Below are 26,515 nucleotides of genomic sequence, written 5' to 3'. Positions count from 1 at the left end.
ACCAAGATCGGAACCCTAGGCAAGGATCAAGCGAATTTCCACTCGCTGGAAAATGCATGGGGTGCACTGGCAGCAGACTCGAAAGTCACCAGTTCCCAGCTATCCTGGGCGGCGAGCAAGGCGCGCGCCAACTGGTTGTTCAAACCATGGCCGGATTTGCACGCCACATAGCGAGCAATCAGGGGGTGGCCAATCAGGTACAAGTCGCCAATGGCATCAAGAATCTTGTGCTTGACGAACTCGTCCTCGTAACGCAGACCGTCGCTGTTCAGAACGCGGTACTCGTCCATGACGATGGCATTGTCCAAACTGCCGCCACGGGCCAGACCAGCCGCACGCAAGGCTTCCACTTCGCTGGCGAACCCGAAGGTGCGCGCACGCGAAATGGTCTTCACGTACGAGTCGTGCGCAAAATCCACCTCGGCAAAATTGGCCGTTGCATCAATGGCCGGGTGGTGAAAATCGATGGAAAACTGAAGGGCAAAGCCTTCATAGGGCTCCAGACGGGCCCATTTAATGTCCTGCCCCTCGCCTTCAGAAACTTCGATGGGCTTGAGGACACGCAAAAACTTCTTGGCAGCTTCCTGCTCTTGCAGGCCTGCCGAGCGCAACAAGTACACAAACGTACCGGCACTGCCATCCATGATGGGTACTTCTTCGGCTGTCAGGTCCACGTGCAGATTATCAATGCCCAGGCCAGCGATGGCCGACATCAAATGCTCTACGGTCGACACCCGGACATTATCCTTGATCAGCACAGAAGCCATACGCGTACCACCGACCTTGTCTGCCTGCGCGGGCAAATCCACGATTTCGGGCAGATCGATACGGTGAAACACAATACCCGTGTCAGGCGCAGCAGGGCGCAGTGTCAGTTCGACACGACGACCAGAGTGCAAGCCGACTCCTTTGGTACTGATGACATTCTTGATGGTGCGCTGACGAAGCATAGCTGTTCTTGTACTTGTAAAGTGTTGTTCGCAAAGACTATTGTAACCGTAATACGGGTTATCCACTATAGGCTTTCTTCAAGCATACGTCATTGTCAAGCGTCAAACACCACGACACAACAAAGCACTTACGCCCCCTGAACGCGAACGTCCAGGGGGAGTCGTGGGAGAAATCAAATTGGCGACTCGGGTAATCGCCGAACCTGATTTTTAATCAGCCTGCTTGCGCAAGAACGCCGGAATATCGAAGTGATCCATACCGGCTGTCTCCAGAGCACGCACCTGAGCCGAAGCCTGGCTGCGTGGGTTGCGGATGACGGCAGGCACGTCGGCATTGGCGTAATCAGCGCCGATGACAGGCATGTTGTCCGTACCTGTACGTAACACTTCTTCGTTGTTTTGTACCAACTGTGGGCGCGCTTGCTTGCGACCCAGGCCGGTAGCCACAACGGTCACGCGCAGGCTGTCGCCCATGGACTCATCGTAAGCGGTACCAAAGATAACGGTGGCGTCTTCTGCAGCGTAGCCACGGATGGTGTCCATGATTTCGCGCGTTTCGCGCATCTTCAGGGACGAGGAGGACGTAATGTTCACCAGCATGCCGCGGGCACCGTGCAGGTCCACACCTTCCAGCAATGGGCAAGCGATGGCACGCTCGGCCGCTTCACGAGCGCGGTTCGAGCCAGAAGCCACAGCCGTACCCATCATGGCCTGACCTTGCTCGCCCATGATGGTTTTCACGTCTTCAAAGTCGACGTTCACGTTACCTTCAACATTGATGATCTCGGCAATACCGGCGCAGGCATTGTGCAAGACATCGTCAGCTGCCTTGAAGCAATCGGACTGCGTTGCGTCCTCATCCATCAAGTCATACAGGTTTTCATTCAATACAACGATCAGGGAGTGAACGTGCTTGCTCAGCTCCTCGATCCCTTCTTCGGCCATGCGCAAACGGCGATTGCCTTCAAAGGAGAAAGGTTTGGTGACTACGCCCACGGTCAAAATGCCCAATTCCTTGGCCACTTCGGCAACAACGGGGCTGGCACCCGTACCGGTGCCACCGCCCATACCGGCCGTGATGAACACCATATTGGCGCCGTTCAAAGCTGCACGAATTTCTTCGCGAGCCGTTTCAGCAGCCGCACGGCCTTGGTCAGGCTTGGCACCGGCGCCCAGGCCGCTGCGGCCCAGACGGATCTGGATAGGTGCATCGCTGCTGGCCAGAGCCTGCGAGTCGGTATTGGCGCAGATGAAATCAACGCCCTGAACACCAGAATTGATCATATGCATCACAGCGTTACCGCCTGCGCCGCCCACACCCACGACCTTGATGACCGTGCCGCTACCGCTGGTATCTAACATTTCAAAGTTCATCATGATTGACTCCCACTCAAACACTTAATTAGTCAAGTTTCTACGTACTTCCCCGATACAACTGAAATTTGGAATCAGCTCAAAACATCTGCCAACCAAAAGGGTTCGCACTCGGTTTGAACTGCCTCCTGGACTGCCCTTTCAGGCTGCCCGACCTGAGCGTCTTGCAACGCCCTTAATTCATGAACCATTCCTTCATGCGTGCCATCAGACCTTTGACACTGCCTTTTTGCTGGGCCACTTTGCGGCCACGAGCGCTTTGCAGGCGAGCTTCGGTCAACAGACCCATCACCGTCGAAAAACGGGGGTTGCGCATCACATCAGCCAGGCTGCCTTCGTAGCTGGGCACTGCGATACGCACCGGTTTCAGGAACACGTCCTCGGCCAGTTCCACGATGCCCGGCAACATGGCCGTCCCACCGGTCAGCACCACACCCGAGGACAACAAATCTTCGTAGCCCGATTCGCGCAGGCTTTGCTGCACGAAGGTAAACAGCTCTTCCACACGCGGCTCGATCACGGCCCCCAAAGCCTGGCGCTTTACCTGACGGTTGGGGCGATCACCCAGGCCGGGCACTTCAATCATTTCTTCCGGATGAGCCAGCGATTGCTTGGCCACACCAAAGCGCAGCTTGATCTCTTCCGCATCCGGCGTAGGGGTGCGCAACATGGCAGCGATATCGCTGGTGATCTGGTCGCCGGCAATCGGGATCACGTCGGTATGACGGATAGCACCGCCGGTGTAGATGGCGATGTCGGTCGTACCGCCGCCAATATCCACTAGCACCACGCCTAGCTCCTTCTCGTCCGCGGTCAGGCAGGACAGGCTGGAGGCCAAAGGCTGCAAAATCAGGTCCTGCACTTCCAGACCGCAACGACGCACGCATTTCACGATGTTCTGCGCTGCGCTGACCGCACCGGTCACAATGTGCACCCGCACTTCCAGGCGCAGACCGCTCATGCCAATGGGCTCGCGAATGTCTTCTTGCGAATCCACAATGAATTCCTGCGTCAGCACGTGCAGCACTTGCTGGTCGGTGGGGATGTTCACGGCCTTGGCCGTTTCGATCACGCGCGCCACATCGGTTGCCGTCACTTCCTTGTCTTTCACCGCCACCATGCCGCTGGAGTTGAAGCTGGTGATGTGGCTGCCTGCAATGCCGGTGTAGACCTCACGGATCTTGCAATCGGCCATCAGCTCCGCCTCTTCCAGAGCGCGCTGGATGGAATTGACCGTCGTCTCGATATTGACGACCACCCCTTTGCGCATGCCCTGGGATTCATGCTGGCCCAGACCAAGCACTTCAAACCGGCCTTCCGGCAGCACTTCGGCCACCACCGCAACCACTTTGCTGGTGCCGATGTCCAATGCAACGATCAGGTCTTTGATGTCACGAGTCATATGTTCTTTACTTCACAGGGGTAGATGAAACCGGAGCCAGCGTTATCGCAAAGCCATTCGGGTAACGTAAATCGGCACTTTGCAAAGCACGGTCGCCAAGCCGTTGCATCAAGGCAGGCCAGGCCTGCACAAATCGTTCAACACGTACCGCAAAGGGCAATGCACCCTTGCGACCGTGCGGATCAGCAATATCCGCAGCTGGGTCTCGGCCCAGGCTCAACTGCATTCCGTTAGACAAAACTACATCCCAGGCATAGCGCGGGCTCAAGGTCACTTCGCTGACCTGCACATCCAGAGGGCCAAACCAGCGTGCCAGCTCGGCATACCGTTGCACCACCAGACGCTCCGAATTCGGAGGGCCGCTGAGCTGGGGCAAATCCACGTCATCCGGCACCACCGCCTTGTTGGCCGAAAATGACTCACCCCAGGTGTTGATCATCTCGTCTTCATTCCAGTAGGCCAGCGGCTGCTGTTCTTCAATCCGTACCGACAGGCTGTTGGGCCAGACGCGGCGAATTTGCGCGCGTCGTACCCAGGGAGCCGTTTCAATCAAGGCGCGGGACTGGTCCAGATCCACCGTGAAGAAGTTGCCCTGCAGGCGACCGGCAATCGTGGCTTTCACCCCTTCAGGAGTCACATAGGCCAGAGGCTCGCCCTGCGAGGACTCAATCTGAATGCGCTCGATATTGAAGTACGGACGACGCACCGCCCAAACCACAACACCGATCACCAATGCCGATACCGCTAGCAAAGCCAGCGTATTGGCGATCAGGTTGGTCAGACGGGCATCGGAAAACATGAATCAGGCTCCACGTTCTATAGGCTGCGGGCAATGGCCTGCACTTTGCAGCGCGCCGTTGCCAAAATGTTCACGCACAACTGGGCATAGCTGGTGCCCTCTGCTTTGGCCGCCATGGGCACCAAAGAGTGGCTGGTCATGCCAGGAGAGGTGTTCATCTCCAGCAGCCAGGGGCGGTTCTGCTCGTCCAGCATGAAGTCGGCCCGGCCCCAGCCTTCGCAGCCCAGTGCATTAAACGCACGGACCGATAAATCCTGGATATGCGCCGTCAGTTCAAGCGACAGATCTGCAGGACAGAAGTACTGGGTTTCGTCCGAGTAATACTTGTGTTCAAAGTCGTAATTGCCTTGCGGGGCCACGATGTCGATCACGGGCAAGGCACGTGCCTGAGCGCCCACACCAATGATGGGCACCGTCAGCTCGCGGCCACGAATGAATTGTTCGGCCAGCACGGCCGTGTCGTAATGCATGGCGGTTTCAAAGGCGGCAACGGCTTCTTCGGCGCGATCCACACGCACCACACCCACGGTGGAGCCTTCATGGGGCGGCTTCATGATCAGGGGCACGCCCAGACGTTCCACGGCAGCGGCAACCTGGCTGACATGATCCAGCTGCGCAAAGCCGGGGGTCGGCAAGCCCAGGTGCTGCCAGACGTGCTTGGTCATGATCTTGTCCATGGCCAGGCCCGAGGCCATCACCCCGCTGCCGGTGTAAGGGATGCCCATCCACTCCAGGGCTCCCTGCAAGGTGCCGTCTTCGCCGTAACGACCATGCAAAGCAATAAACACGCGGTCAAAACCGGCCTGAGCCAGTTCGGTCAGTCCTTTCTCGCCCATATCGAACAAATGCGCATCCACGCCCATGCTGCACAGGGCTTCATGCACGCCTGCGCCCGACATCAAGGACACTTCACGTTCGGCGGACTTGCCGCCGTACAACACGCCGACCCGACCAAAATCCGCTGTCATGCCATTTCTCCCAATTGAGCAGGGATCCGGCTGATGGACCCTGCACCCATTACCAACACCACATCGCCGTCACGGACAAAGTCCAGAACGGCCTGTGCCATATCGCTGATTTCGGCCACGAAAATGGGTTCGACCTTGCCGAGCACACGCACTGCGCGACTCAAGGCACGGCCATCGGCGGCCACAAGGGGAGCCTCGCCGGCGGGATAGACCTCTCCAAGGAGAACCGCGTCGGCCTGGCTAAGTACCTGCACGAAATCTTCAAAGCAATCACGGGTGCGCGTGTAGCGGTGTGGCTGGAATGCCAGCACGATGCGGCGATCAGGCCAAGCACCCCGTGCGGCCGCCAAGGTAGCAGCCATTTCGACAGGATGGTGACCATAATCGTCAACAACGGTAAACGTGCCACCGCCATGCTCGGTCGAGACTGGGAAGTCTCCCACCATGGAGAAGCGGCGCCCCACGCCCGTGAACTCTTTCAGACCACGCGCGATGACCTCATCACTGACACCCAGTTCAGTCGCTACCGCAATGGCGGCCAAGGCATTGAGTACATTGTGTTTTCCGGGCAGATTCAGGCACACGGACAGCAGCGGGAGATCGCCTGTTGCCCCTTTGCGCTGCACGTCAAAACACATGGTGGTGCCACGGCTTTCAATGTTGATTGCACGAACCTGGGCATCGGTATCAATGCCGTAAGTCGTGACAGGCCGCGATACAAAAGGAATGATTTCGCGCACATTCGCATCGTCGTTGCACACGATGGCGCTGCCGTAAAACGGCAGGCGATGCGTGAAGTCGATGAAGGCGCTTTTCAGCCGGGCAACGTCATGACCATAGGTGTCCATATGGTCTACGTCGATATTAGTGATGATGGCCATCACCGGCAGCAGATTCAGGAAGGAAGCGTCGGACTCGTCAGCTTCCACCACGATGTAATCACCCTGCCCCAGGCGGGCATTGGCACCGGCCGAATTCAGGCGACCACCGATCACAAAAGTGGGGTCCAGATCAGCCGCGCCCAACAGGCTGGCGACCAGACTGGTGGTGGTGGTCTTGCCGTGCGTACCGGCCACGGCAATGCCGCGCTTCAAGCGCATCAGCTCGGCCAGCATCAGGGCACGAGGCACCACCGGAATACGGGCAGCGCGCGCGGCCAGCACTTCAGGGTTATCGCCCGCAATAGCGGTGGAAGTCACGATAGCGCCCATGCCAGCGACGTTTTCAGCTTGATGGCCGATCACGATGCGAGCACCCAGTTGCTCCAGACGACGGGTCACCGCCGTTTCCTGGATATCCGAGCCACTGATGGCAAAGCCCAGGTTCAGCATGACTTCGGCAATGCCGCTCATGCCCGAGCCGCCAATCCCTACAAAATGAATACGTTGAATGCGGTGTTTCATCCCACCCTCCTTGCCGCCTGCTGACATGCTTCGGCAATCTGCTGCGTGGCATTCAACTGTGCATGTTCTTGCGCGTGGCTGGCCACACGGCTTAACTCTTCACGGCTCAGATCTTGCAACCACTGTGCAAGCCACTGAGCCGTCAACTCCGATTGTTTCTTGAGCCACGCGCCGGAGCATTCGCTCAGGTAGCGGGCATTGGCTGTCTGGTGATCGTCAATAGCATGTGGCAAAGGCACAAACAGGGCTGCTACGCCGATCGCCGCCACCTCCGCTACCGTCATGGCACCGGCGCGGCAAATCAGCACATCGGCCTCTTTCATGGCCTGTGCCATATCGCCAATAAAGGCCTTGCAGTCAGCCTGTACCTGATTGTCTGCATAGCTTTGCTGCAAGCTTTCCAGATGCTGCTGACCGGACTGGTGCGTCACATGAGGACGCTGCTCGGCAGGGATCAGCGCCATGGCTTCAGGCACCACCTTGTTCAGTGCGGCCGCACCCAGACTGCCCCCCACCACCAGAATACGCAGTGGTCCGCTACGTTTGGCGTAACGCTCGGCAGCCGGGCCCTGGCCTACGAAGGCATCGCGCACAGGATTGCCAACCGTCACAGCGCCGGGCAAGGCCCCAGGGAAACCGGTGAGCACGCTGGTCGCCATTTTGGCCAGGTAGCGATTGGCAGTTCCAGCCACTGCATTTTGTTCGTGCACCACCAGCGGGCGGCGCGATACAAAAGACATCAGGCCACCAGGGAAGGCGACATAGCCGCCCATTCCCAGAACCACATCAGGCTTGGCCTCTTGCAGACAGCGGTGTGCCTGCCAGCAGGCACTGATCAAGGTAAAGGGTAAAGAGAGCAACGCCTTCACGCCTTTGCCTCGTAATCCGGAAAATCGCAGAGGCAGCATTTTAATCCCATGCTGAGGGACCAAGCTACCTTCCATGCGCTCGGGATGACCTAACCACAACACGCTCCAGCCGCGCTGCTGCATGGCTTCGGCCACGGCCAGCCCGGGCATGATGTGCCCGCCTGTGCCGCCTGCCATGATCAGGATGGTTGGGGTGCTCATGTGCGCTTACCTCGCATCATTTGCCGGTTCTCGAAATCAACCCGCAGCAACAAGGCAAAAGCCACCAGATTCATCACAATGCCCGAACCGCCATAACTGACCAAAGGCAAGGTCAGCCCTTTGGTTGGCAAAAGACCCAGCACCACACCGATATTGATAAAGGCCTGCACGCCGAACCACAGCGCCACACCCTGAGCGACGACACCGCTGAACAAACGATCCATGGCGCTGGCCTGACGACCGATATTGAAGCTGCGCCAGACCACAAAACCAAAAGTCAGGATCAGGGCGGCCACGCCAACAAAACCCAGTTCTTCGCCAATTACCGCAACGATGAAGTCAGTATGGGCTTCAGGCAGGTAATGCAGTTTTTCCACACTGGAGCCCAAGCCCACACCAAACCATTCACCACGACCCAAGGCAATCAGCGAGTGCGACAGCTGATAGGCACTGCCATAGGCGTTGTCAGGGTTCCAGGGGTCCAGGTACACGAACAGACGTTCACGACGCCAGGGCGATAACCAGATCAGCAAGAGGAAGCTGCTGACCATGATGCCCAGCAAGGCAGAGAACAGCTTGCCGTTAATTCCGCCAATGAACAGAATGCCCACTGCAATGGCCACAATGACCATGAAGGCGCCCAGGTCAGGCTCCATCAACAGCAGAACACCGACCAGGCCCAGAGCCACCGCCATGGGCAGGAAACCTCGTATAAACGTATGCAGGTGCTGCTGCTTGCGCACGGTGTAATCGGCGGCGTACAGCACCATGGCCACTTTCATCAGTTCCGAGGGCTGGAAGTTGATGATGCCCAATGGCAACCAGCGACGTGCGCCGTTCACTTCACGGCCGATTCCGGGAATCAGCACAACCATCAAGAGGAAAATAGCCAGTGCAAACAAGGGTACAGCCAGCTTCTGCCACACGCGCAAGGGCACGGTGGCGGTAAACATGGCCAGCACCACGCCCACCACGATGAACAAGGCGTGGCGTATCACAAAGTAGTAGCGACCGTAGCTTTCATAGCGCGGCCCGTCTGCCAAAGCGATCGAGGCCGAATACACCATCAGCAGACCGAACAGGGTCAGCATCAGGGTAGCGGCCAACAAGGGGCGATCAAACGCAGGCAATGCCGTGCGTCCAGGACGTACGGCATTGACACCCGAGGTCAGCTCAGCAAACAGACTCATGCCAGCTCTCCTCTATCCAGGGCCATCTCCGTCACGGCAGCGACAAAGCACATGCCACGGTGGTGATAGCTTTTGAACATATCCATGCTGGCGCAGGCCGGCGACAGCAAGACCACATCGCCCGAGCGTGCCTGTTCAGCAGCCGCTTGCACCGCTGCTTCCAGGCCATCGCAGAAACGGTAGCGAACATCATGCACATCCAGAACAGCAGCAATCTGCTTGGCGTCCCGACCAATCAAAAACACTTCAGCCACATTCGGTGCAGCGGCCACAGCCAGCGGCTCAAAGTCCTGACCCTTGCCCAAACCACCCGCGATCAGCCAGACGCGCTGATCGAAGCCACGCAAGGCCGCGACAGTCGCGCCAACGTTGGTGCCTTTGCTGTCATCCAGATACTGAACACCATCCAGCACACGAATCAGTTCTACACGGTGCGGCTCGCCTTGATAGGTGCGCAGGCCATTGAGCAACTCAGCCCAACCCAGCCCCAGGCAGCGAGCCAGCAGCAAAGCGGCTTGAGCATTCAAGGCGTTATGACGGCCCTTGATCTGCAAAGCCTCAACCGGCATCAGACGCTTCAAGCCGCCCTTGCCACGCACGGCAGGCTCAACCGGCGCATTACGTTTTTTCAGACCGGTGGCAGGCAGCTCAAAATCGGTAGGCTCGTTGGCCACCAGCCACTGCATGCCGCCATCCGTCAACAAGCCCATATCGCCCAGCAAAGCGGGCTTGTCCAGACCGAAGCTGCGCACCGACTCCTGACTGGCATCGGGAATCATGGCCATGACGGCCGGGTCATCGCGATTGACCAAGGTCACATCGCACATGCCATACATACGTTGTTTGGACTGGATATAGGCATCCATGCCACCGTGCCAGTCCAGATGATCCTGCGAAATATTCAGTACAACGCCAGCATCCGCCTGCAAGCTAAAGGTGCTGTCCAATTGGAAGCTGGACAGTTCCAGCACCCAGACCTGAGGCAAGGCATTGTTTTCCAGAGCATCGCACAAGGCGGTCAGGGCTGCGGGGCTGATATTGCCCACGGCCAGCGCGGAGACACCCGCTTGCTCCAGCAAATGGCGCGTCATGGCGGTGACCGTCGTCTTGCCATTGGTGCCCGTGACAGCCACTACGCGGCTTTCATGGCCTTGATCGGCCAGGTCTTTCAAAGCACGGGCGAACAGCTCGATCTCGCCAATGACTTCGATTCCACGATCGCGCGCCTGAGCCAAAAAACCGGCCAAGGCAGGTTCCACGGGGGACAGACCGGGACTGATCACTACAGTGTGCACGTCGCTCAGGCTATCGGCCTGCAAGGCGTTCTGCCCCAGACGCACGTCCAGAGGCGCGTTGCTCAGGGTCTGAAGCTTGTCCAGACCCTGCACGTTCTCGCGTGTATCCGCCAAACGAATGCTGGCCCCCTGGGCCAAAGACCAGCGAGCCGCAGCAAAGCCTGTCTCGCCTAACCCAAGGATAAGCATGAGACCGTCTTTACGGATCGAAGGAAAACTCAAAGCATTCATCGCAATTTCAATGTAGACAGACCGACCATGACCAGCATCATGGTGATGATCCAGAAGCGAACCACCACCTGTGTTTCTTTCCAGCCGCCAACTTCAAAGTGATGATGCAGCGGCGCCATACGGAACATTCGCCTGCCCTGCCCGTAGCGTTTCTTGGTGTACTTGAACCAGGTCACCTGCAGCATCACCGACAAGGTTTCCACCACAAACACGCCACCCATGATGAACAGCACGATTTCCTGGCGAACGATCACAGCAATCGTGCCCAGCGCGCCACCCAGGGCCAGCGCACCCACGTCACCCATGAATACCTGGGCGGGATAGGCGTTGAACCACAAAAAGGCCAAACCGGCACCGGCGATGGCCGCACAGATCACCATCAGCTCGCCCGCGCCGGGGATATAGGGGAACAAGAGATATTTGGAGTAGTCGACCCGGCCAACCACGTAGGCAAAAATGCCCAGGGCAGCGCCCACCAGCACGGTAGGCATGATGGCCAGACCGTCCAGGCCGTCCGTCAGGTTGACGGCGTTGCTGGAGCCAACAATCACTGCCCAGGTCAATACCACAAAGCCCAGCACACCCAGCGGGTAGCTGACGGACTTGAAGAACGGCACGATCAGGTCAGCCTGCGTAGGCAGGGGCATGGTGAAGCCGCTCAAAACCCACTCTTTGAACAAGGGCCACAGCTCAGTATTGGCAGGCACCGAAACGGCAAAGCTCAGGTACACGGCCGCAACGATACCGATCAAGGCTTGCCAGAAAAATTTCTGACGCGAGGACATGCCTTCGGGGTCACGATTGACGACTTTCTTGTAGTCGTCAGCCCAACCAATCCAGCCGAAACCGAACGTCACCAGCAGAACAACCCACACAAAGCGGTTGGTCCAGTCTGCCCACAACAAGGTACTGATACCGATGGAGATCAGGATCAGGACACCGCCCATGGTGGGGGTGCCATTCTTTTGCAGATGCGATTCAGGGCCGTAAGCGCGTACAGCCTGACCGATCTTCAGTTCGGTCAGCTTGCGAATAACCCAGGGACCTGCCAACAAGCCGATAGCCAGCGCGGTGGCGCTGGCCAAAATAGCACGCAGGGTGATGTACTCAAACACCCCAAAGGCGCGAATATGATCGTCCGATAGCCAGCGTGCCAGTTCAAGAAGCATGAGTGGCCCCTTCGTTATGGGAGAAGTGGTTCTCCAGGGCGGCAACCACACGCTCCATACGCGCGCTGCGCGAACCCTTGATCAACACATGGGAGGGCTCCAGCGCCAGCAGGTAAGCCACCATGTCCTCTAGTGTCTCGAACTGATGCGCACGCGCACCAAAAGCCTGGGCAGCATGGCTGGCGTCGCCACCCAAGGTCAGCAATTCATCCATGCCGCGCTCTTTGGCGTAGGCACCGACTTCAGCGTGCAACTCGGAACTGTTGTCACCGATCTCGGCCATATTGCCCAGCACCAGCACCTTGCGGCCTTTCAGCTGTGCAAGCACATCAATGGCAGCACGTACCGAATCCGGGTTGGCGTTGTAGGTGTCATCAATCAGTTGGTAACCGGAAGACAGCTGCTTGGGCTGCATACGGCCCGTAACAGGACGGAAGCTTTCCAGACCCTGCACAATCGCGCTCAAAGGCGCGCCAGCGGCATGGGCACAAGCGGCAGCCGCCAAGGCATTGCGCAGGTTATGGATGCCTGGGCTGTGCAAGGTCAGCGCAGAGGACTGGCCTGCCACATGCAGCACAAAGCGAGTTTGAGCGGGCTCGACAAACATATCGGCGGCAAAGACCGTTTCCTGACCACTCAGGCCAAAGCGCAATACGGAGCGCTGACCGGCTTGCTCAGCCCACATGGCGCTGAACGCGTCGTCATCTGGAATCACCAGCGCGCCGTCGTGTGGCAACGCGTCGATAACGGCACCATTTTCACGGGCCACGGCTTCCACACTGTGCATGAACTCCTGGTGCTCACGCTGGGCGTTATTGATCAGGGCAATGGTGGGGCGAGCCATGGACGCCAGCACGGCAATTTCGCCGGGGTGGTTCATGCCCATTTCCAGAACGGCGGCCTTGTGCTCGGAGCTCAAGCGCAGGATCGACAGGGGTACGCCCAGATCGTTGTTCAAATTACCGCGAGTTGCCAAGCTTTCTGCTTCGCCCAACCAGGCGCGCAAGATAGCGGCAATCATTTCCTTGGTCGTGGTCTTGCCATTGCTGCCCGTCACGCCGATGACGGGAATGTCAAAGCGCGAACGCCATTCGGTAGCCAAGGTCATCAAGGCACGGCGTGTATCGCCCAGCACAATTTGTGGCAGCTCTACCTGAGCATCACGCTGAGCCACGATGGCAGCAAGCGCACCCTGCTCTTTCGCTTTTTCCAGATAGCGGTGGCCGTCGAACTGCTCGCCGCTCAGGGCCAGGAACACATCACCTTTGCTCAGGCTGCGGGAATCGGTGCTCAAGCGCACGCCACGCAACCACAGCAAGGCAGCTTTGGCCCAGTCAGAATCGTCAAACACAGAGCGCTCGCCCTGCACTTCCTGGTAGCTTTCGTGACCTTTACCGGCCAACAACACAATATCCTCAGGGCTGGCAGCCCAGATCGAAGACAGGATGGCGCGAGCCCGATCCATTTGCACGGCAGGCGCTTCAGGCATGCCGGCCACAATCTGACGAATGATTTCGGCAGGGTCTTCAAAACGCGGGTTGTCGGTCGTGACCAGAACGCTGTCAGCCAAACGGGCGGCTACCTCACCCATGATGGGGCGCTTGGCGGTGTCACGGTTACCGCCGCAACCAAATACGCAAATCAGCTTGCCACCACGCACGCTGGCCACTTCACGCAATGCTTGCAAGGCACGCTCCAGCGCGTCAGCGGTATGCGCGTAATCGACTACGACCAACGGCAGAGGCTGACGACCAGCGGTGCTCTTGGGCGTCACAATTTGCAGGCGACCAGGAACGGATTCCAGCTTGTCCATGATGCGGGCGATCTTGGACACCGGCCAACCCACCTCTTGCAGCACACCGGCCACCAGCAGGAGGTTGGCGACGTTATGCTCGCCCAGCAGGTGAGTCAGAATTTGAGCAGTACCGTGAGCAGTAACCAGATTGAATACCTGGCCATCAGCGCCGGTATGCACGTCTTGCGCCAGCAGATCCACGCCAGGCTGGCTCATGGAGTACGAGATCACACGAGCAGCCAGACCGGCCTGCATCAACTCACGGCCAGTTTCATCGTCGGCGTTCACCACAGCGCTACGCAGACCGGGCCAGCTAAACAGGCGCAGCTTGGCCTGCTTGTATTCTTCCATGCTGTGGTGATAGTCCAGATGGTCATGCGTCAGGTTGGTGAACCCGGCAATATCAATGCGGACACCGTCCAGGCGGCCTTGCTCCAGGCCAATCGACGAGGCTTCCAGCGCCACGGCATTACCACCTTGGGCGCGAATGGCGGCCAAGCTGCGATGTACGGTCAGCACGTCCGGCGTCGTCAGCACGCCGCCCAGATTGGAGCCGTCAGGCAAGGTCACGCCCAGCGTACCAATGGTGCCGCACGGCACTTGGGAATGGTTCAGAGCCGAAGCCACCCACTGCACCGTGGAGGTCTTGCCATTGGTGCCGGTCACCGCGACAACCGTCATTTCCTCGGAAGGACGACCCCACCACTGATGAGCCACTTCACCCAACAAGGCACTGAGGTTGGCAACCTGCAAAACAGGTACGCCGGGATCTACCGCCTGATCGCCCTGCTCGCGCACAATCGCAACCGCACCTTGTTGCACAGCCTGAACTTCGTACTCACGACCATCACCCTGATGGCCGCGGCAGGCAAAAAACGCATCACCCGCCTTGATCTGGCGGGAATCCAAACACAGATTAGCCGTGGGCGCTACATGCTGCGCCAGCCACTCCAATATTGCTGCGGCGTTCATCGTACATTCTCCGCACCGGGGCCTACAGCCACCAGCGAATCTATGGGCGCATCAGGCTGGACACCTAGGCGTCGCAAGCTCCGGGCCACAATTTCTGAAAAAATCGGCGCGGCAATACGCCCGCCGTAATAATTGGAACTATGTGGTTCGTCAATCGTGACGGCCACCACAATGCGAGGATCGGAGACAGGCGCAAAGCCTACAAAAGAGCCGCGATACAGGGACTTGCTGTAACGGCCATCCACAATCTTGCGGGCCGTACCGCTCTTGCCAGCCACGCGATAGCCTTGTACCTGGGCCAGACGGGCACCGGCCGGACCAGCGGCCGCCTCCAGCATGGCGCGCACTTCGGCGGCCACTTTGGGGGTGTACACCTGAACGCTGGCAGGTTTGCCGTCCCGCTTGAGCAGTGTCATGGCAACCATGTCGCCATTACGCGCAAACGCCGTGTAGGCGTGGGCAATTTGCAGCAGAGAAACCGACAGACCATAGCCATACGACATGGTGGCGCGCTCGATGGGGCGCCAGCGCTCCCAGGGGCGCAGCCGTCCGCTGGCAATACCGGGGAAGTCGGCCTGAGGAGAACGACCAAAACCCAGCTCGGTAAATTTGTTCCACATTTCCTGAGAAGTCAGACGCTCGGAAATCATGGTCATGCCAATATTGCTGGAGCGCCGCAAAATGCCGGCCGCATCCAGCATGCCGTTGTTGCGGCTGACGTCGCTGATCACACTGCCCTGGTAGCGATACTGACCATTGCCTGTATTGAACTGGGTGGCGGTGGTGATGCGGTTGATGTCCAGTGCCAGGGCGACGGTGAACGGCTTCATGATGGAGCCGGGCTCAAAGGTGTCAGTCAGGGCACGGTTACGCAGGGCCGGACCCTTGCGGTCGTCCCTGTCGTTGGGGTTATAGGTAGGCAGGTTCACCAGGGCCAGAATTTCCCCGGTTTTTACATCCATGACCACAGCGGCAGCCGCATTGGCCTTGACGTCTTCCATCCCCTTTTTCAGTGCGGTGTAGGCATCAAACTGCAAACCGGCATCAATGGACAGGTGCAAATCCTGACCATGCGTAGGCGGGATAATGGCGCGCACGTCCTCAACCACACGACCCAGGCGGTCACGAATCACGCGGCGCGAGCCGGGCGTACCCGACAAGGCCGAATTAAAGGCCAGCTCAATGCCTTCAATGCCCTGGTCTTCAATATTGGTGAAACCCACAATGTGCGCCATCACATCCCCTTCGGGATAGAAGCGGCGCATTTCTTCCTGCTGGTGAATACCGGGAATCTTCAGTTCGGCAATCTGGGCAGCCACATCCACATCTACCTGACGCTTGATGTAGACAAAGTTGCGATCTTCAACGGACAGGCGACGGTCGATATCGGACTGCCCCATACCCAGCAACTTGGCCAGTTGAGCAATCTGCTCGGGTTTGGCATTGCGGGCGTCATCCGGAATGGCCCAGATTGCCTTGACGGGCACGCTGGAGGCCAGCACCACGGACCCGGAGCGATCAAAAACCTTGCCACGCATGGGCGGCAGAACCTGGGTGCGCTCGTAACGGCGCTCGCCTTGCTGCTGCAGGAATTCGGTAGACAGGCCCTGCAAGTACAAGGCCTTGACGATCAATGCACCAAAGCCCAGGAACAAAAGCACCAGGACCAAACGCGAACGCCAGAATGGAATCTGGACGCTTAAAACAGGATTATCGTGATAGCCGAATCGTCTCATGGCCGCCCTCCGGGCTGAGCCTGGTTCGAGCTCAACTCACCACCTTGCACATACAGCGTGCGCTCCGGAGAGCTGAGCACCAGGCCCAATTCGTTGCGGCCAATGTCGTCCACCCGGGCGTTGCGAGCCAGCTCGGCACGCTCCAGTTGCAGACGACGCCAGTCCGTGTCCAGTTCACCCGCTTTGGTGACCAGACGATCGGTTTGCACAAACAGCTCGCGCGCCTGATAGCGCGCCGTCACCAAAGAGATGGCCGAAAGCATCAACACCAAAGAGAGGGTGATGACCAGGCGCATCATCGGCGGCCTCGCTTGCCGGCGGGCTGTCGGCTATAGGCGGCCTGTTGCAGCAGACGCTCGCTGGCGCTGCGCATCCAGTCCTGGGGGATGGGGGTGTCGGTGCGTTGCACCACACGTAATACCGCCGAGCGGGCTCGGGGGTTATCGCTGGACTCCTCGTCGGTGGGCAAGATTCTGCCCAAAGACTGCACCAGAGGCTGGGGCAAGTCTTTTTCAAGAATAGGTAGACGTGACTGTTCCTGCGCGGGACGCGCAGCTGCGTTCATGAACTGTTTGACCATGCGGTCCTCCAGTGAATGAAATGCAATCACCGCAAGCCTGCCCCGAGTCGCCAATCGACTCAGAATTGACGGAAGCGCGTACGCGAGCTCTTCGAGCTCACGATTGAGGTAAATCCGTATAGCCTGGAAGGTCCTGGTTGCCGGATGTTGACCCTTTTCGCGCGTGCGGACGACACCGGCGACGAGCTCGGCGAGATCACGCGTTGTATGTAGCGGGCGGGATTGGCGGCGATCAACAATCGCCTTTGCAATCTGGAAAGCAAACCGTTCTTCGCCATATTCTGCAATGACCTCCTTTAAAACTTCTACGCTGACCTCGGCCAGCCACTGTTCAGCGGTCAAACCACCGCTGGTATCCATGCGCATGTCCAAAGGACCTTCGCGCATAAAAGAGAAACCTCGTTCTGCGTCGTCGATTTGTGGCGAGGAAATGCCCAAATCCATCATGACGCCCTGCAATGGCCCCACTTCCAGCTCGTCCAGAGCCTGGGCCAGATCACCAAAACCGCTATGTACAACCGTGACCCGGCTATCCTGTGCCGCCAGCTCCTGAGCCACGGCGATCGCCTGAGGATCCTTGTCGATCACGATCAGGCGCGCCTGGGGGCTCAAGTGCGACAACAGCAAGCGGCTGTGACCACCACGACCAAAGGTGCAATCCACGTACACACCATCGACCAAACCCTGAATGTCGGGGTTTTGCGCCCAGCGCCGGGCCTCAAAGGACGGATCCACGAGGGCCGCCACCGTAGGCTCCAGCAGCACGGATCGATGTACCAGCGTCATGACTTACTCAGAAAGAAAAAGTGTCGAATACGTCTGTGGAGTTTTCAGCCAGATCCTGGGCCTGTCGGCGTTCCAGTTCCTGCGCATTCCACAACTCAAAATGGGTGGCCATACCCAGCAGCATGGCGTCGCGCTCCAGCCCCACTGCAGCGCGCAGTTCGGGAGCGATCAATATCCGACCAGCGGAGTCCAGATCAACGTCCTGAGCACTACCCAGCAGCAGGCGTTGCAAGAAACGGGCACTCATGGGGAAGCGGGCAATTTGTTCGCGCTTTTCTTCCCACACACTGCGCGGATACACCAGCAAACAGCCGTCGGGATGGCGAGTGAGGGTCAAGCGGCCTTGTTCCTGCTGCAAAAGCGCGTCACGGTGCCGAGTCGGAATGGACATCCGACCCTTAGCATCCAGTGTGAGTGCGCTGCTGCCTTGGAACACTTTTTTCCCCCACTTTTTTACACTATTTCCTACTTTTCCCCACTCTACGGGGGAAAGCCTTTGCGGTCAAGGCAGTGGTTGCAATTTTTTCAATCACAACAAGCACTTAGCGCACTATCCTAGAAGTGGCTAAAAAAAAATACTGTGTGAAATCAAGAAATTGCGGGGCGCATTAAAAGTGAATTGTTATAAAAATGTGCGCAAGCGACTCTTGCCAAGGATTCAACATCCTTAACAATTGCTTTCAAATGTACGAAATCGGTGCAATTGGTGGCGAATGCCAGGAGAAGTGTGAGACAGGCCTATAGGCCGGATTCTGTATGCCAGCGGGAACCCGCTGACCGGCAATCATTCCTCTGGACCGACCATTGCTGGCCGGTTCTAGCTACCTACCCGCATACTGAGACGAGCCGCCTCTCGGGCTAAAAAGCCTGCGTATGCCTATTTGGTATTGCTCCGGGTAGAGGTTACCGCGTTTCACCCCACAGCACTTTGCACCGAAGTGCAAGAAAACACGGAAGTGGCCGTATCTGTGCCTGCTTGCGCAAGCCCTTGCTGTGGTCTCGTCTCTGTGGCCCTGGTCCTCGGCTCGTCTGGCGTGATGCCACACTTGCCGGACGGCTGTTAGCCGCTACCCTGCTCTATGGAGTCCGGACCTTCCTCGATACTTGCGTACCGCGACTGCCCAGCCTGCCTCACAGATGCATTGTAACCTGCGACAATAGAGAAATTCGCAGGACGCGCTGTTTTATCTGGAGTCTTATGTCCAACAATCTGATTTCCCTGACCGATGTCCAGTTGGCATTCGGCCACCATCCTTTGCTGGACCATGCCGATCTGGTCATACAAAGAAACGAACGCATCGGTCTGATCGGGCGCAATGGTGCTGGCAAATCATCGCTTTTGAAAATTCTGGATCAACGCCAGGCGCCTGATGACGGCCAGGTTCAACGACTGGGCGGGCTGAAAATTGCCACCGTCGAGCAAGAGCCCGAGCTGAATCCCGAGCTGAGCATTTACGATTTTCTGTGCGGTGACTTCACTGAAACCGAAGACTGGCAGCGCCCTGCCCGCGTCAATGCCCTGATAGACAAGCTGGGACTGGACCCCGACGCCCTGACCGGCAGCCTGTCTGGCGGGCAGCGCAAGCGTGTTGCCCTGGCCAACGCCCTGGTGGAAGAGCCCGATCTGCTCTTGCTGGACGAGCCCACCAACCACCTGGACTTTGACGGCATTCTCTGGCTGGAACAACTGCTGCTGGATTTTCGCGGCAGTGCCGTCATCATTACCCACGACCGTCGATTCCTGGATGTGGTCACGACCCGCATCATCGAGTTGGACCGCGGCAAGCTCTTCAGTTTCCCCGGAAACTTCAGCCAATGGCAGGAACGCAAAGCGGAATTCCTGGAAGCAGAAAAGCAACAAAACGCCAAGTTCGACAAGTTTCTGGCCCAGGAAGAAGTCTGGATACGCAAAGGCGTACAGGCGCGTCGCACGCGCGATGAAGGCCGTGTACGGCGCCTGGAACAATTGCGCCGTGACCGTGCCGAGCGACGCGAGCGCTCGGGCGACGTCAAATTCGCCATTTCCGAAGGTCAACGCTCCGGCAAGCTGGTCGCAGAGCTGCAGGATGTCACGCACGGCTACGACGACCGCATCCTGATCAAGAACTTCTCGACCGTGCTGATGCGTGGCGACCGCATCGGTCTGATCGGCCACAACGGTGCAGGCAAGACCACCTTGCTGCGCATCATGCTGGGTTTGCAGGAGCCCAATTCCGGCGTCGTACGCCATGGCACCAAACTGAACATTGGCTACTTTGACCAGATGCGCAGTCGCCTGGACGAAAACGCCACGCTGGCTGACACCATCAGCCCCGGCAGCGAATGGGTGGAAATTGGCAATCAGCGCAAGCACATCATGAGCTACCTGGAAGACTTCCTGTTTCCGGCTGCTCGCGCCCACTCCCCCGTACGCAGCCTGTCCGGCGGTGAACGTGCCCGACTGGCGCTGGCCCGCATGTTTGCCCAGCCCACTAATGTATTAGTACTGGACGAACCGACCAACGATCTGGACATCGAAACGCTGGAGCTGCTGGAGGACCTGATTCAGGATTACACGGGCACCGTGCTGCTGGTCAGCCACGACCGTACCTTCCTGGACAACGTAGTCACTCAGGTTATTGCCGCCGAGGGCGACGGCCATTGGGGCGAGTATGTGGGTGGTTACGACGAGTGGCTGGCACAACGCCCGCAAACCAGAACCGAGACAGCGACCAACAGTGCTCCAGCCCCAGCTGCAGCCGAAAAGCCTGCCGCTGAGCGCAACAACAAGACCGCCAAGCCTGGCCGTCTGGCGCCATGGGAAGAAAAGGAACTGGAAGCTTTGCCCGAGAAGATTGCGGCTATAGAAAGCCAGCAAGCCGAACTGGCAGAACAGCTGAGCGCACCGGATCTGTATAAAGATGGCTCTGCTCGAGCCGACGAGATCAACCAACAACTGGATCAGCTCAACACTGACCTGGAGCAGTTATTTGAGCGTTGGGAAAAGTTGGAAGAAAAGCGCCTGGCCAGCTAAAGGGAGACAGAGGAATCAGGGATTCAACCCGGTAAAGCCGAACTGATCCTCTGGCTCCTCCTGAATCCGGGCAATGCGCTGACAATCGACCATGATCGGTTCGAGTACCGTGCAACAACACGGTAGAACCTCGCCTGGACCGACATACGCTAAAGGTTGCTCTTTATAGGCAACCTTTCCATAAACAAGAGGAATACGGCAGGAGCCGCAATAGCCGCTCCTGCATTGGTACTCAACCTGATGGCCGGTTCGTTCCAAACCTTCCAGCAAGGTTTCGCCGTCCCGCAACTGAAAGTGATCATCAGTTGTCCGGACTAGACTCATAGCTCAATACCGTCGAAGTCGCCAGCCGACACGGCCGAATCGATCTGACCGACCAGGTAAGAGCTCAGTTCCACCTCTTGAGGTGCCACCTGTACGGTGTCCGAGGACAACCAGGTGTTGATCCATGGAATGGGGTTGTGTTTGACGGACTCAAACGCAGGCTTCAGACCCACTGCACCCATACGGATATTGGTGATGTACTCCACGTACTGTCCCAGAATGTCCTTGTTCAGGCCAATCATGGAACCGTCGCGGAACAGGTAATCCGCCCACTGTTTTTCCTGCTCGGCCGCATCCTTGAACATGTCAAAGCAGACCGGCTCCAGTTCGCGCGCGATCTGAGCGAACTCAGGGTCGTCGCTGCCGGAACGCAGAATATTGATGATGTGTTGCGTGCCAGTCAGGTGCAGCGCTTCATCACGCGCAATCAGGCGAATGATCTTGGCATTGCCTTCCATCAGCTTGCGCTCGGCAAAGGCGAAGGAGCAGGCAAAGCTGACGTAAAAGCGGATGGCCTCAAGAATATTGACGCTCATCATGCACAGGTAAAGCTTCTTCTTCAGCTCGTAGACGCTTAGCGTACGGGTTTCACCGTTGATTTCGTGTTCGCCTGCACCCAGCTGGGCGTACAGCATGGTGTCGCTGATCAAATCGTCGTAGTACGAGGAAATGTCGGCGGCACGCAGCTGAATGTTCTCGTTGCGCACGATGTCGTCAAAAATAACGGACGGGTCATTGGCAATATTGCGAATGATGTGCGTGTATGAGCGCGAGTGAATCGTCTCGGAGAAAGCCCAGGTTTCAATCCAGGTTTCCAGCTCCGGAATCGACACCAAAGGCAGGAAGGCCACGTTGGGGCTGCGGCCCTGGATGGAATCCAGCAAGGTCTGATACTTCAGATTGCTGATGAAAATGTGCTTTTCGTGGTCAGGCAGGTTCTGATAGTCGATCCGGTCCTGGGTAATGTCCACTTCCTCCGGACGCCAGAAGAAGGACAACTGCTTTTCAATCAGCTTTTCAAAAATCGGATATTTTTGCTGGTCGTAGCGAGCCACGTTAACCGGCTGCCCAAAGAACATGGGTTCTTTGAGCTGGTCGTTATCCGTTTTAGAAAAAGTACTATAGGTAGTCATGATGCTCTTTACCCTTGCTTAGATCTTGCACGCGCCGCCTGCGCAACCGTCGTCCTCTACTTCGCCATGCGAATCATCGGCACCGTCGCGGGTGTTGTGGTAGTACAAGGTCTTCACACCGTATTTGTAGGCCAGCAGCAGGTCCTTGAGCAGTTGCTTCATCGGTACGCGACCACCCTCGAACCGCTGTGGGTCATAGTTGGTGTTCGCAGAGATCGACTGGTCAACGAACTTCTGCATCACGCCAACCAACTTCAGGTAGTCGTCGTTGCCGGGCATTTGCCACAGCAATTCGTACTGATCCTTATATTTTTCAAATTCAGGCACCACCTGACGCAAGATACCGTCCTTGGACTGCTTGACGGATACCAGACCACGCGGAGGCTCAATACCATTGGTGGCATTGGCAATCTGGCTGGAGGTTTCCGAAGGCATCAAGGCGGTCAGGGTCGAGTTGCGCAGACCGTGCTTGACGATATCAGCACGCAAGGCTTCCCAATCCAGGTGCAGCGGCTCGTTGCAGATACCGTCCACATCTTTCTTGTAGGTGTCGGTAGGCAGCAAACCAGCGGCGTATGTCGTTTCATCGAAGGCATCGCAAGGACCGTATTCGCGCGACAACTGCACCGAAGCCTTCAACAGGTAGTACTGGATGGCTTCAAACGTGCGGTGGGTCAGACCCAAGGCAGCGGGATCGGAGTAACGGGTGCCGTTCTTGGCCAGGTAGTAAGCGTAGTTGATGACGCCAACACCCAGGGAACGACGCTTGTTGGTAGCATTCAGCGCGGCCTTGACCGGGTAGTCCTGGTAATCCAGCAGAGCATCCAGAGCACGAACAATCAATTCAGCCAGACCGTCCAGCTCGTCCAGGGACTCCAGAGCACCCAGGTTGAAAGCCGACAGGGTGCACAGTGCGATTTCACCTTCAGGATCGTTCAGATCGTTCAAAGGCTTGGTAGGCAGAGCGATTTCCATGCACAGGTTGGACTGGCGCACAGGAGCGCGGTCAGCCTGGAATGGGCTGTGCGTGTTGCAATGGTCCACGTTCTGAATGTAGATACGGCCGGTGCTGGCACGCTCTTGCATCAGCAAGGAGAACAGCTCCACGGCTGGCAGGCTGCGCTTGCGGATGGCAGGATCCTGCTCGTACATTTCGTACAGACGCTCGAACTCGTCCTGGTCGGCAAAGAAGGCTTCGTACAGACCGGGCACGTCATGTGGCGAGAACAGCGTGATATGGCTGCCCTTGATCAGGCGCTGGTACAGCAGGCGATTGATCTGAACGCCGTAGTCCAGATGACGGATACGGTTTTCTTCCACACCACGGTTGTTCTTCAGAACCAGCAGTGTTTCTACTTCCAGGTGCCACATGGGGTAGAACAAGGTTGCCGCACCACCACGCACGCCGCCTTGCGAGCAGGACTTCACCGCAGCCTGGAACATCTTGAAGAACGGCAGGCAACCCGTGTGTTGTGCTTCACCACCACGAATTTCGCTGCCTACGGCGCGAATGCGGCCACCATTGATACCGATACCGGCACGCTGTGACACGTAACGAACAATGGCGCTGGTCGTGGCATTGATGCTGTCCAGGCTGTCGTCACATTCGATCAGCACGCAAGAGCTGAACTGGCGAGTGGGTGTGCGCACGCCAGCCATGATGGGCGTGGGCAAGGAAATCTTGAATTGCGATACGGCGTCGTAAAAGCGCTTGATGAAGCTCAGACGTGTGTCGGCAGGGTAACGGGCGAACAGGCACATGGCCACCAGCATGTACAGGAACTGGGGGCTTTCGTAGATGCGCTTGGTCACGCGGTTCTGAATCAGGTACTTGCCTTCCAGCTGCTTGACGGCACCATAGGAGAAGTTCATGTCACGCCAGTGATCCAGATGAGCGTCCAGCTCATCGAACTCGGCGCGCGTGTAGTCTTGCAACAGATGCGGATCGTAGCGGCCTTCCTTGGTCTGCAAGGTCACGTGATCGAACAGGCTGGGGGGTTCAAACTGGCCAAAAGCGATTTTGCGCAGGTGGAAAATCGCCAGACGGGCAGCCAGATATTGGTAGTCAGGCGTATCTTCAGAGATCAGATCCGCAGCCGACTTGATGATGGTTTCGTGAATGTCGCTGGTGCGAATGCCGTTGTAAAACTGAATGTGAGAGCGCAGCTCTACTTGAGAGACGGACACATTACTCAGACCTTCAGCGGCCCAATCAACCACTCGGTGAATCTTGTCGAGGTTAATAGGTTCTGTACGGCCATCTCTTTTAGTGACCATTAACTGTTCGGTTGATTGCATTTCAGTCTCGGAAATCGGTGAAGATTGACGGAAGACGCGGCTTTTGCAGCCGCCAGCGTCATTTGATGCACACCATATATAGTGTGATATTGACGTCATTCTACTACATATAGCGGATTGAGCGAATAGTGGTTTCGCAATTGCAGAGCAGATTCAATATACAAAAATGCAACCAATCTTTGCTCTGCTAACAATTTCCTATTGCGTCTGGAACTCTTGAACGCAGCGCAGCAAAGCCTCGCCGTAGGCTTCTCTTTTGCGTACGCCAATGCCTGTAATCGGCTCCAGATCAGCCTCTGAGCTGGGGCAGCGGATGGCCACTTCGCGCAAAGTCGCGTCATGGAAAATGACATAGGCGGGGACGCCATGCTCGCGTGCGGTAGCCGCCCGCCAAGCACGCAAAGCCTCGAACCGTCGCTGTTGATCGGGTTCCAGAGCAGGCCCGGCAGGCGCCTGACCTTTTACTCGGTGAGCAGCCGGTCCGCATGTTACGGTTTCGCGCCGCAACATTAAGGTGCGCTCGCCTTTGAGCACTTCACGGCTGGCATCGGTCAACAACAAGGTACCGTAGCCTTCCGGATCAACGGTAACCAGACTGTGTGCCAGCAACTGGCGCAGCACCCCGCGCCAAGCCTGGTCGGTCAATTCCTTGCCCACACCAAAGACGGTGAGCTTGTCGTGCTCGTGCTCTTTGACACGATCCGTCAGCTTGCCCAGCAAGATGTCGATCAGGTGCCCGGCCCCGAAACGCTGACCACGCTCGCGCCACAATCTATAGATAGTGGACAGCATTTTTTGCGCGGCCACCGTACCGTCCCAGGCTTCCGGTGCTTCCAGGCAAGTATCGCAATTACCGCAAGGCTCGATCTGCTGATCGAAATACGCCAGCAAGCGCTGACGGCGGCAGGAAATGGTTTCGCACAGACCCAACATGGCATCCAGCGCCTGGCCTTGCTGGCGTCGGTGGGCCGCATCGCCCTGCGACTGGTTAATCATGCGGTACAACTGCACCACGTCTTGCAGGCCATAGGCCAGCCATGCCGTAGCCGCTTCACCATCGCGCCCTGCCCGTCCGGTTTCCTGGTAATACCCCTCTACCGATTTGGGCAGGTCGATGTGGGCCACAAAACGCACATCCGGTTTGTTGACGCCCATGCCAAACGCAATGGTCGCCACCATGACCACCCCTTCTTCTCGAAGAAAGCGGGCCTGGTTGATGGCGCGTTGCTGCGCATCCAGCCCCGCATGGTAGGGCAAGGCATGGATACCGTTCTTGCACAGAAACTCGGCCGTATCTTCCACGCGCGAGCGCGACAGACAATACACAATCCCCGCATCGCCCGAGTGTTCTTCCTGAATGAAGCTCAAAAGCTGCTTGCGCACCTCGTTCTTTTCGATAATGCGATAGCAAATATTGGGGCGATCAAAACTGGCGACAAAATGCCGGGCCTCTTCCAGCTTCAGGCGCTGGGCAATTTCTACCCGCGTCAACTGAGTGGCAGTTGCCGTCAAGGCGACCCGTGGCACACCCGGCCAGCGCTGAGCCAGCAAATCCAGGCCCAGATACTCCGGGCGGAAGTCATGGCCCCATTGCGATACGCAGTGGGCTTCGTCAATGGCAAACAGGGAAATCTGACCACGAGCCAGTAAATCCAGGCAGCGGTCTGTCAGCAGGCGCTCGGGCGCCACATAGAGCAGATCCAGCTGCCCCGTCAGAAATTCGCGCTCGACCTCGCGGGCGGTCTGCCAATCCTGGGTGGAGTTCAGATAGGCGGCGTTCACGCCCAATTCATTGAGCGCGTCTACCTGATCCTGCATCAGGGCGATCAAGGGGGACACGACTACGCCGGTGCCGGGGCGCACCAAAGCAGGAATCTGGTAACACAGCGACTTGCCGCCGCCGGTGGGCATCAAGACCAGGGCGTCACCGCCTTGGATCAGGGTCTCGATAATCTCGTGCTGAGAGCCACGAAAACTGTCATAACCAAAAACTTCCTGAAGAACCTCAAGTGCTGACTGGGCCATGC

Annotated in this window: 20 protein-coding genes and 1 other RNA gene; 1 reads left to right on the top strand and 20 read right to left on the bottom strand. The window is 57.7% G+C overall.

What is annotated here, in order from left to right; genetic code table 11:
- Positions 1-26: 26 nt before the first annotated feature.
- The 16 genes from lpxC to rnpB form a co-directional block, all read right to left on the bottom strand.
- The gene (gene lpxC, locus CPY64_RS02685) at positions 27-950 is read right to left on the bottom strand and encodes a UDP-3-O-acyl-N-acetylglucosamine deacetylase (protein WP_026485180.1); all 924 of its coding nucleotides are present in this window, start codon (positions 948-950) and stop codon (positions 27-29) included.
- Between the two features lie 210 nt (positions 951-1,160).
- Positions 1,161-2,327 carry a cell division protein FtsZ gene (ftsZ, locus tag CPY64_RS02680; RefSeq protein WP_042483457.1) on the bottom strand — a complete coding sequence of 389 codons (1,167 nt, stop codon included), beginning with the start codon at positions 2,325-2,327 and terminating at the stop codon, positions 1,161-1,163.
- Positions 2,328-2,499: 172 nt separating this feature from the next.
- Positions 2,500-3,726: a cell division protein FtsA gene (ftsA, locus tag CPY64_RS02675; RefSeq protein ID WP_009455039.1), complete on the bottom strand. Its 1,227-nt coding sequence runs from the start codon at positions 3,724-3,726 to the stop codon at positions 2,500-2,502.
- 7 nt (positions 3,727-3,733) lie between these two features.
- Positions 3,734-4,525, bottom strand: a complete 792-nt coding sequence (locus CPY64_RS02670) for a cell division protein FtsQ/DivIB (RefSeq protein ID WP_042483453.1) — start codon at positions 4,523-4,525, stop codon at positions 3,734-3,736.
- 17 nt (positions 4,526-4,542) lie between these two features.
- The gene (locus CPY64_RS02665) at positions 4,543-5,493 is read right to left on the bottom strand and encodes a D-alanine--D-alanine ligase (RefSeq protein WP_042483450.1); all 951 of its coding nucleotides are present in this window, start codon (positions 5,491-5,493) and stop codon (positions 4,543-4,545) included.
- Positions 5,490-6,896, bottom strand: a complete 1,407-nt coding sequence (gene murC / locus CPY64_RS02660; protein WP_042483446.1) for a UDP-N-acetylmuramate--L-alanine ligase — start codon at positions 6,894-6,896, stop codon at positions 5,490-5,492. Before murC ends, CPY64_RS02665 begins: the two co-directional genes overlap by 4 nt.
- Positions 6,893-7,966, bottom strand: coding sequence for an undecaprenyldiphospho-muramoylpentapeptide beta-N-acetylglucosaminyltransferase (gene murG, locus CPY64_RS02655; RefSeq protein WP_042483443.1), 1,074 nt, complete (start codon positions 7,964-7,966; stop codon positions 6,893-6,895). Before murG ends, murC begins: the two co-directional genes overlap by 4 nt.
- Positions 7,963-9,156: a putative lipid II flippase FtsW gene (gene ftsW / locus CPY64_RS02650; RefSeq protein ID WP_042483439.1), complete on the bottom strand. Its 1,194-nt coding sequence runs from the start codon at positions 9,154-9,156 to the stop codon at positions 7,963-7,965. The genes murG and ftsW overlap by 4 nt, the downstream gene beginning before the upstream one ends.
- The gene (gene murD, locus CPY64_RS02645) at positions 9,153-10,682 is read right to left on the bottom strand and encodes a UDP-N-acetylmuramoyl-L-alanine--D-glutamate ligase (protein ID WP_042483434.1); all 1,530 of its coding nucleotides are present in this window, start codon (positions 10,680-10,682) and stop codon (positions 9,153-9,155) included. Before murD ends, ftsW begins: the two co-directional genes overlap by 4 nt.
- Positions 10,679-11,851 (bottom strand): phospho-N-acetylmuramoyl-pentapeptide-transferase, encoded by a 1,173-nt coding sequence (gene mraY / locus CPY64_RS02640; protein ID WP_035271084.1) that lies wholly within the window; start codon positions 11,849-11,851, stop codon positions 10,679-10,681. Before mraY ends, murD begins: the two co-directional genes overlap by 4 nt.
- Positions 11,841-14,618: a bifunctional UDP-N-acetylmuramoyl-L-alanyl-D-glutamate--2,6-diaminopimelate ligase MurE/UDP-N-acetylmuramoyl-tripeptide--D-alanyl-D-alanine ligase MurF gene (gene murF / locus CPY64_RS02635; protein ID WP_042483428.1), complete on the bottom strand. Its 2,778-nt coding sequence runs from the start codon at positions 14,616-14,618 to the stop codon at positions 11,841-11,843. Before murF ends, mraY begins: the two co-directional genes overlap by 11 nt.
- A complete protein-coding gene (locus CPY64_RS02630; RefSeq protein WP_042483425.1) occupies positions 14,615-16,354 on the bottom strand; it encodes a peptidoglycan D,D-transpeptidase FtsI family protein in 1,740 nt (579 codons plus the stop codon). The genes murF and CPY64_RS02630 overlap by 4 nt, the downstream gene beginning before the upstream one ends.
- Complete coding sequence (ftsL, locus tag CPY64_RS02625; protein WP_042483421.1) at positions 16,351-16,653, bottom strand: cell division protein FtsL; 303 nt, start codon at positions 16,651-16,653, stop codon at positions 16,351-16,353. Before ftsL ends, CPY64_RS02630 begins: the two co-directional genes overlap by 4 nt.
- Positions 16,650-17,720 carry a 16S rRNA (cytosine(1402)-N(4))-methyltransferase RsmH gene (rsmH, locus tag CPY64_RS02620; RefSeq protein WP_042483417.1) on the bottom strand — a complete coding sequence of 357 codons (1,071 nt, stop codon included), beginning with the start codon at positions 17,718-17,720 and terminating at the stop codon, positions 16,650-16,652. The genes ftsL and rsmH overlap by 4 nt, the downstream gene beginning before the upstream one ends.
- Positions 17,721-17,727: 7 nt before the next feature.
- On the bottom strand, positions 17,728-18,156 hold the full coding sequence (gene mraZ, locus CPY64_RS02615; RefSeq protein ID WP_003803565.1) for a division/cell wall cluster transcriptional repressor MraZ: 429 nt from the start codon (positions 18,154-18,156) through the stop codon (positions 17,728-17,730).
- A 289-nt stretch (positions 18,157-18,445) separates the two neighbouring features.
- An RNA gene (gene rnpB / locus CPY64_RS02610) (RNase P RNA component class A) lies at positions 18,446-18,853 on the bottom strand.
- Positions 18,854-18,918: 65 nt separating this feature from the next.
- Between rnpB and CPY64_RS02605 the strand changes: the two genes are divergently transcribed.
- Positions 18,919-20,733 carry an ATP-binding cassette domain-containing protein gene (locus CPY64_RS02605; protein WP_042483410.1) on the top strand — a complete coding sequence of 605 codons (1,815 nt, stop codon included), beginning with the start codon at positions 18,919-18,921 and terminating at the stop codon, positions 20,731-20,733.
- A 15-nt stretch (positions 20,734-20,748) separates the two neighbouring features.
- On the opposite strand, the gene yfaE is transcribed toward CPY64_RS02605, so the two are convergent.
- From yfaE to recQ, 4 genes are all read right to left on the bottom strand, one after another.
- Complete coding sequence (yfaE, locus tag CPY64_RS02600) at positions 20,749-21,057, bottom strand: class I ribonucleotide reductase maintenance protein YfaE (RefSeq protein ID WP_080723726.1); 309 nt, start codon at positions 21,055-21,057, stop codon at positions 20,749-20,751.
- Positions 21,054-22,190 (bottom strand): class Ia ribonucleoside-diphosphate reductase subunit beta, encoded by a 1,137-nt coding sequence (gene nrdB / locus CPY64_RS02595; RefSeq protein ID WP_026485169.1) that lies wholly within the window; start codon positions 22,188-22,190, stop codon positions 21,054-21,056. Before nrdB ends, yfaE begins: the two co-directional genes overlap by 4 nt.
- An 18-nt stretch (positions 22,191-22,208) precedes the next feature.
- On the bottom strand, positions 22,209-24,488 hold the full coding sequence (gene nrdA / locus CPY64_RS02590) for a class 1a ribonucleoside-diphosphate reductase subunit alpha (protein ID WP_042483407.1): 2,280 nt from the start codon (positions 24,486-24,488) through the stop codon (positions 22,209-22,211).
- Between the two features lie 198 nt (positions 24,489-24,686).
- On the bottom strand, positions 24,687-26,513 hold the full coding sequence (gene recQ / locus CPY64_RS02585; RefSeq protein WP_042483404.1) for a DNA helicase RecQ: 1,827 nt from the start codon (positions 26,511-26,513) through the stop codon (positions 24,687-24,689).
- Positions 26,514-26,515: the final 2 nt, after the last annotated feature.

The sequence above is a fragment of the Alcaligenes faecalis genome (genome assembly GCF_002443155.1).
In the GTDB taxonomy this organism is placed as follows: Bacteria; Pseudomonadota; Gammaproteobacteria; order Burkholderiales; family Burkholderiaceae_B; genus Alcaligenes; species Alcaligenes faecalis.
Note: the sequence above shows the minus strand (reverse complement) of the source record. Positions and strands in the feature narration are given on the sequence as shown.

Coding starts and splice junctions, on each gene's coding strand:
- rsmH (WP_042483417.1), bottom strand. CDS start 17,720: ATGACGCTGGTACATCGATCCGTGCTGCTGGAGCCTACGGTGGCGGCC.
- ftsL (WP_042483421.1), bottom strand. CDS start 16,653: ATGATGCGCCTGGTCATCACCCTCTCTTTGGTGTTGATGCTTTCGGCC.
- murD (WP_042483434.1), bottom strand. CDS start 10,682: ATGAATGCTTTGAGTTTTCCTTCGATCCGTAAAGACGGTCTCATGCTT.
- yfaE (WP_080723726.1), bottom strand. CDS start 21,057: ATGAGTCTAGTCCGGACAACTGATGATCACTTTCAGTTGCGGGACGGC.
- ftsA (WP_009455039.1), bottom strand. CDS start 3,726: ATGACTCGTGACATCAAAGACCTGATCGTTGCATTGGACATCGGCACC.
- ftsZ (WP_042483457.1), bottom strand. CDS start 2,327: ATGATGAACTTTGAAATGTTAGATACCAGCGGTAGCGGCACGGTCATC.
- murC (WP_042483446.1), bottom strand. CDS start 6,896: ATGAAACACCGCATTCAACGTATTCATTTTGTAGGGATTGGCGGCTCG.
- CPY64_RS02630 (WP_042483425.1), bottom strand. CDS start 16,354: ATGAGACGATTCGGCTATCACGATAATCCTGTTTTAAGCGTCCAGATT.
- CPY64_RS02670 (WP_042483453.1), bottom strand. CDS start 4,525: ATGTTTTCCGATGCCCGTCTGACCAACCTGATCGCCAATACGCTGGCT.
- lpxC (WP_026485180.1), bottom strand. CDS start 950: ATGCTTCGTCAGCGCACCATCAAGAATGTCATCAGTACCAAAGGAGTC.
- CPY64_RS02605 (WP_042483410.1), top strand. CDS start 18,919: ATGTCCAACAATCTGATTTCCCTGACCGATGTCCAGTTGGCATTCGGC.
- ftsW (WP_042483439.1), bottom strand. CDS start 9,156: ATGAGTCTGTTTGCTGAGCTGACCTCGGGTGTCAATGCCGTACGTCCT.
- nrdA (WP_042483407.1), bottom strand. CDS start 24,488: ATGCAATCAACCGAACAGTTAATGGTCACTAAAAGAGATGGCCGTACA.
- mraY (WP_035271084.1), bottom strand. CDS start 11,851: ATGCTTCTTGAACTGGCACGCTGGCTATCGGACGATCATATTCGCGCC.
- recQ (WP_042483404.1), bottom strand. CDS start 26,513: ATGGCCCAGTCAGCACTTGAGGTTCTTCAGGAAGTTTTTGGTTATGAC.
- murG (WP_042483443.1), bottom strand. CDS start 7,966: ATGAGCACCCCAACCATCCTGATCATGGCAGGCGGCACAGGCGGGCAC.
- CPY64_RS02665 (WP_042483450.1), bottom strand. CDS start 5,493: ATGACAGCGGATTTTGGTCGGGTCGGCGTGTTGTACGGCGGCAAGTCC.
- murF (WP_042483428.1), bottom strand. CDS start 14,618: ATGAACGCCGCAGCAATATTGGAGTGGCTGGCGCAGCATGTAGCGCCC.
- nrdB (WP_026485169.1), bottom strand. CDS start 22,190: ATGACTACCTATAGTACTTTTTCTAAAACGGATAACGACCAGCTCAAA.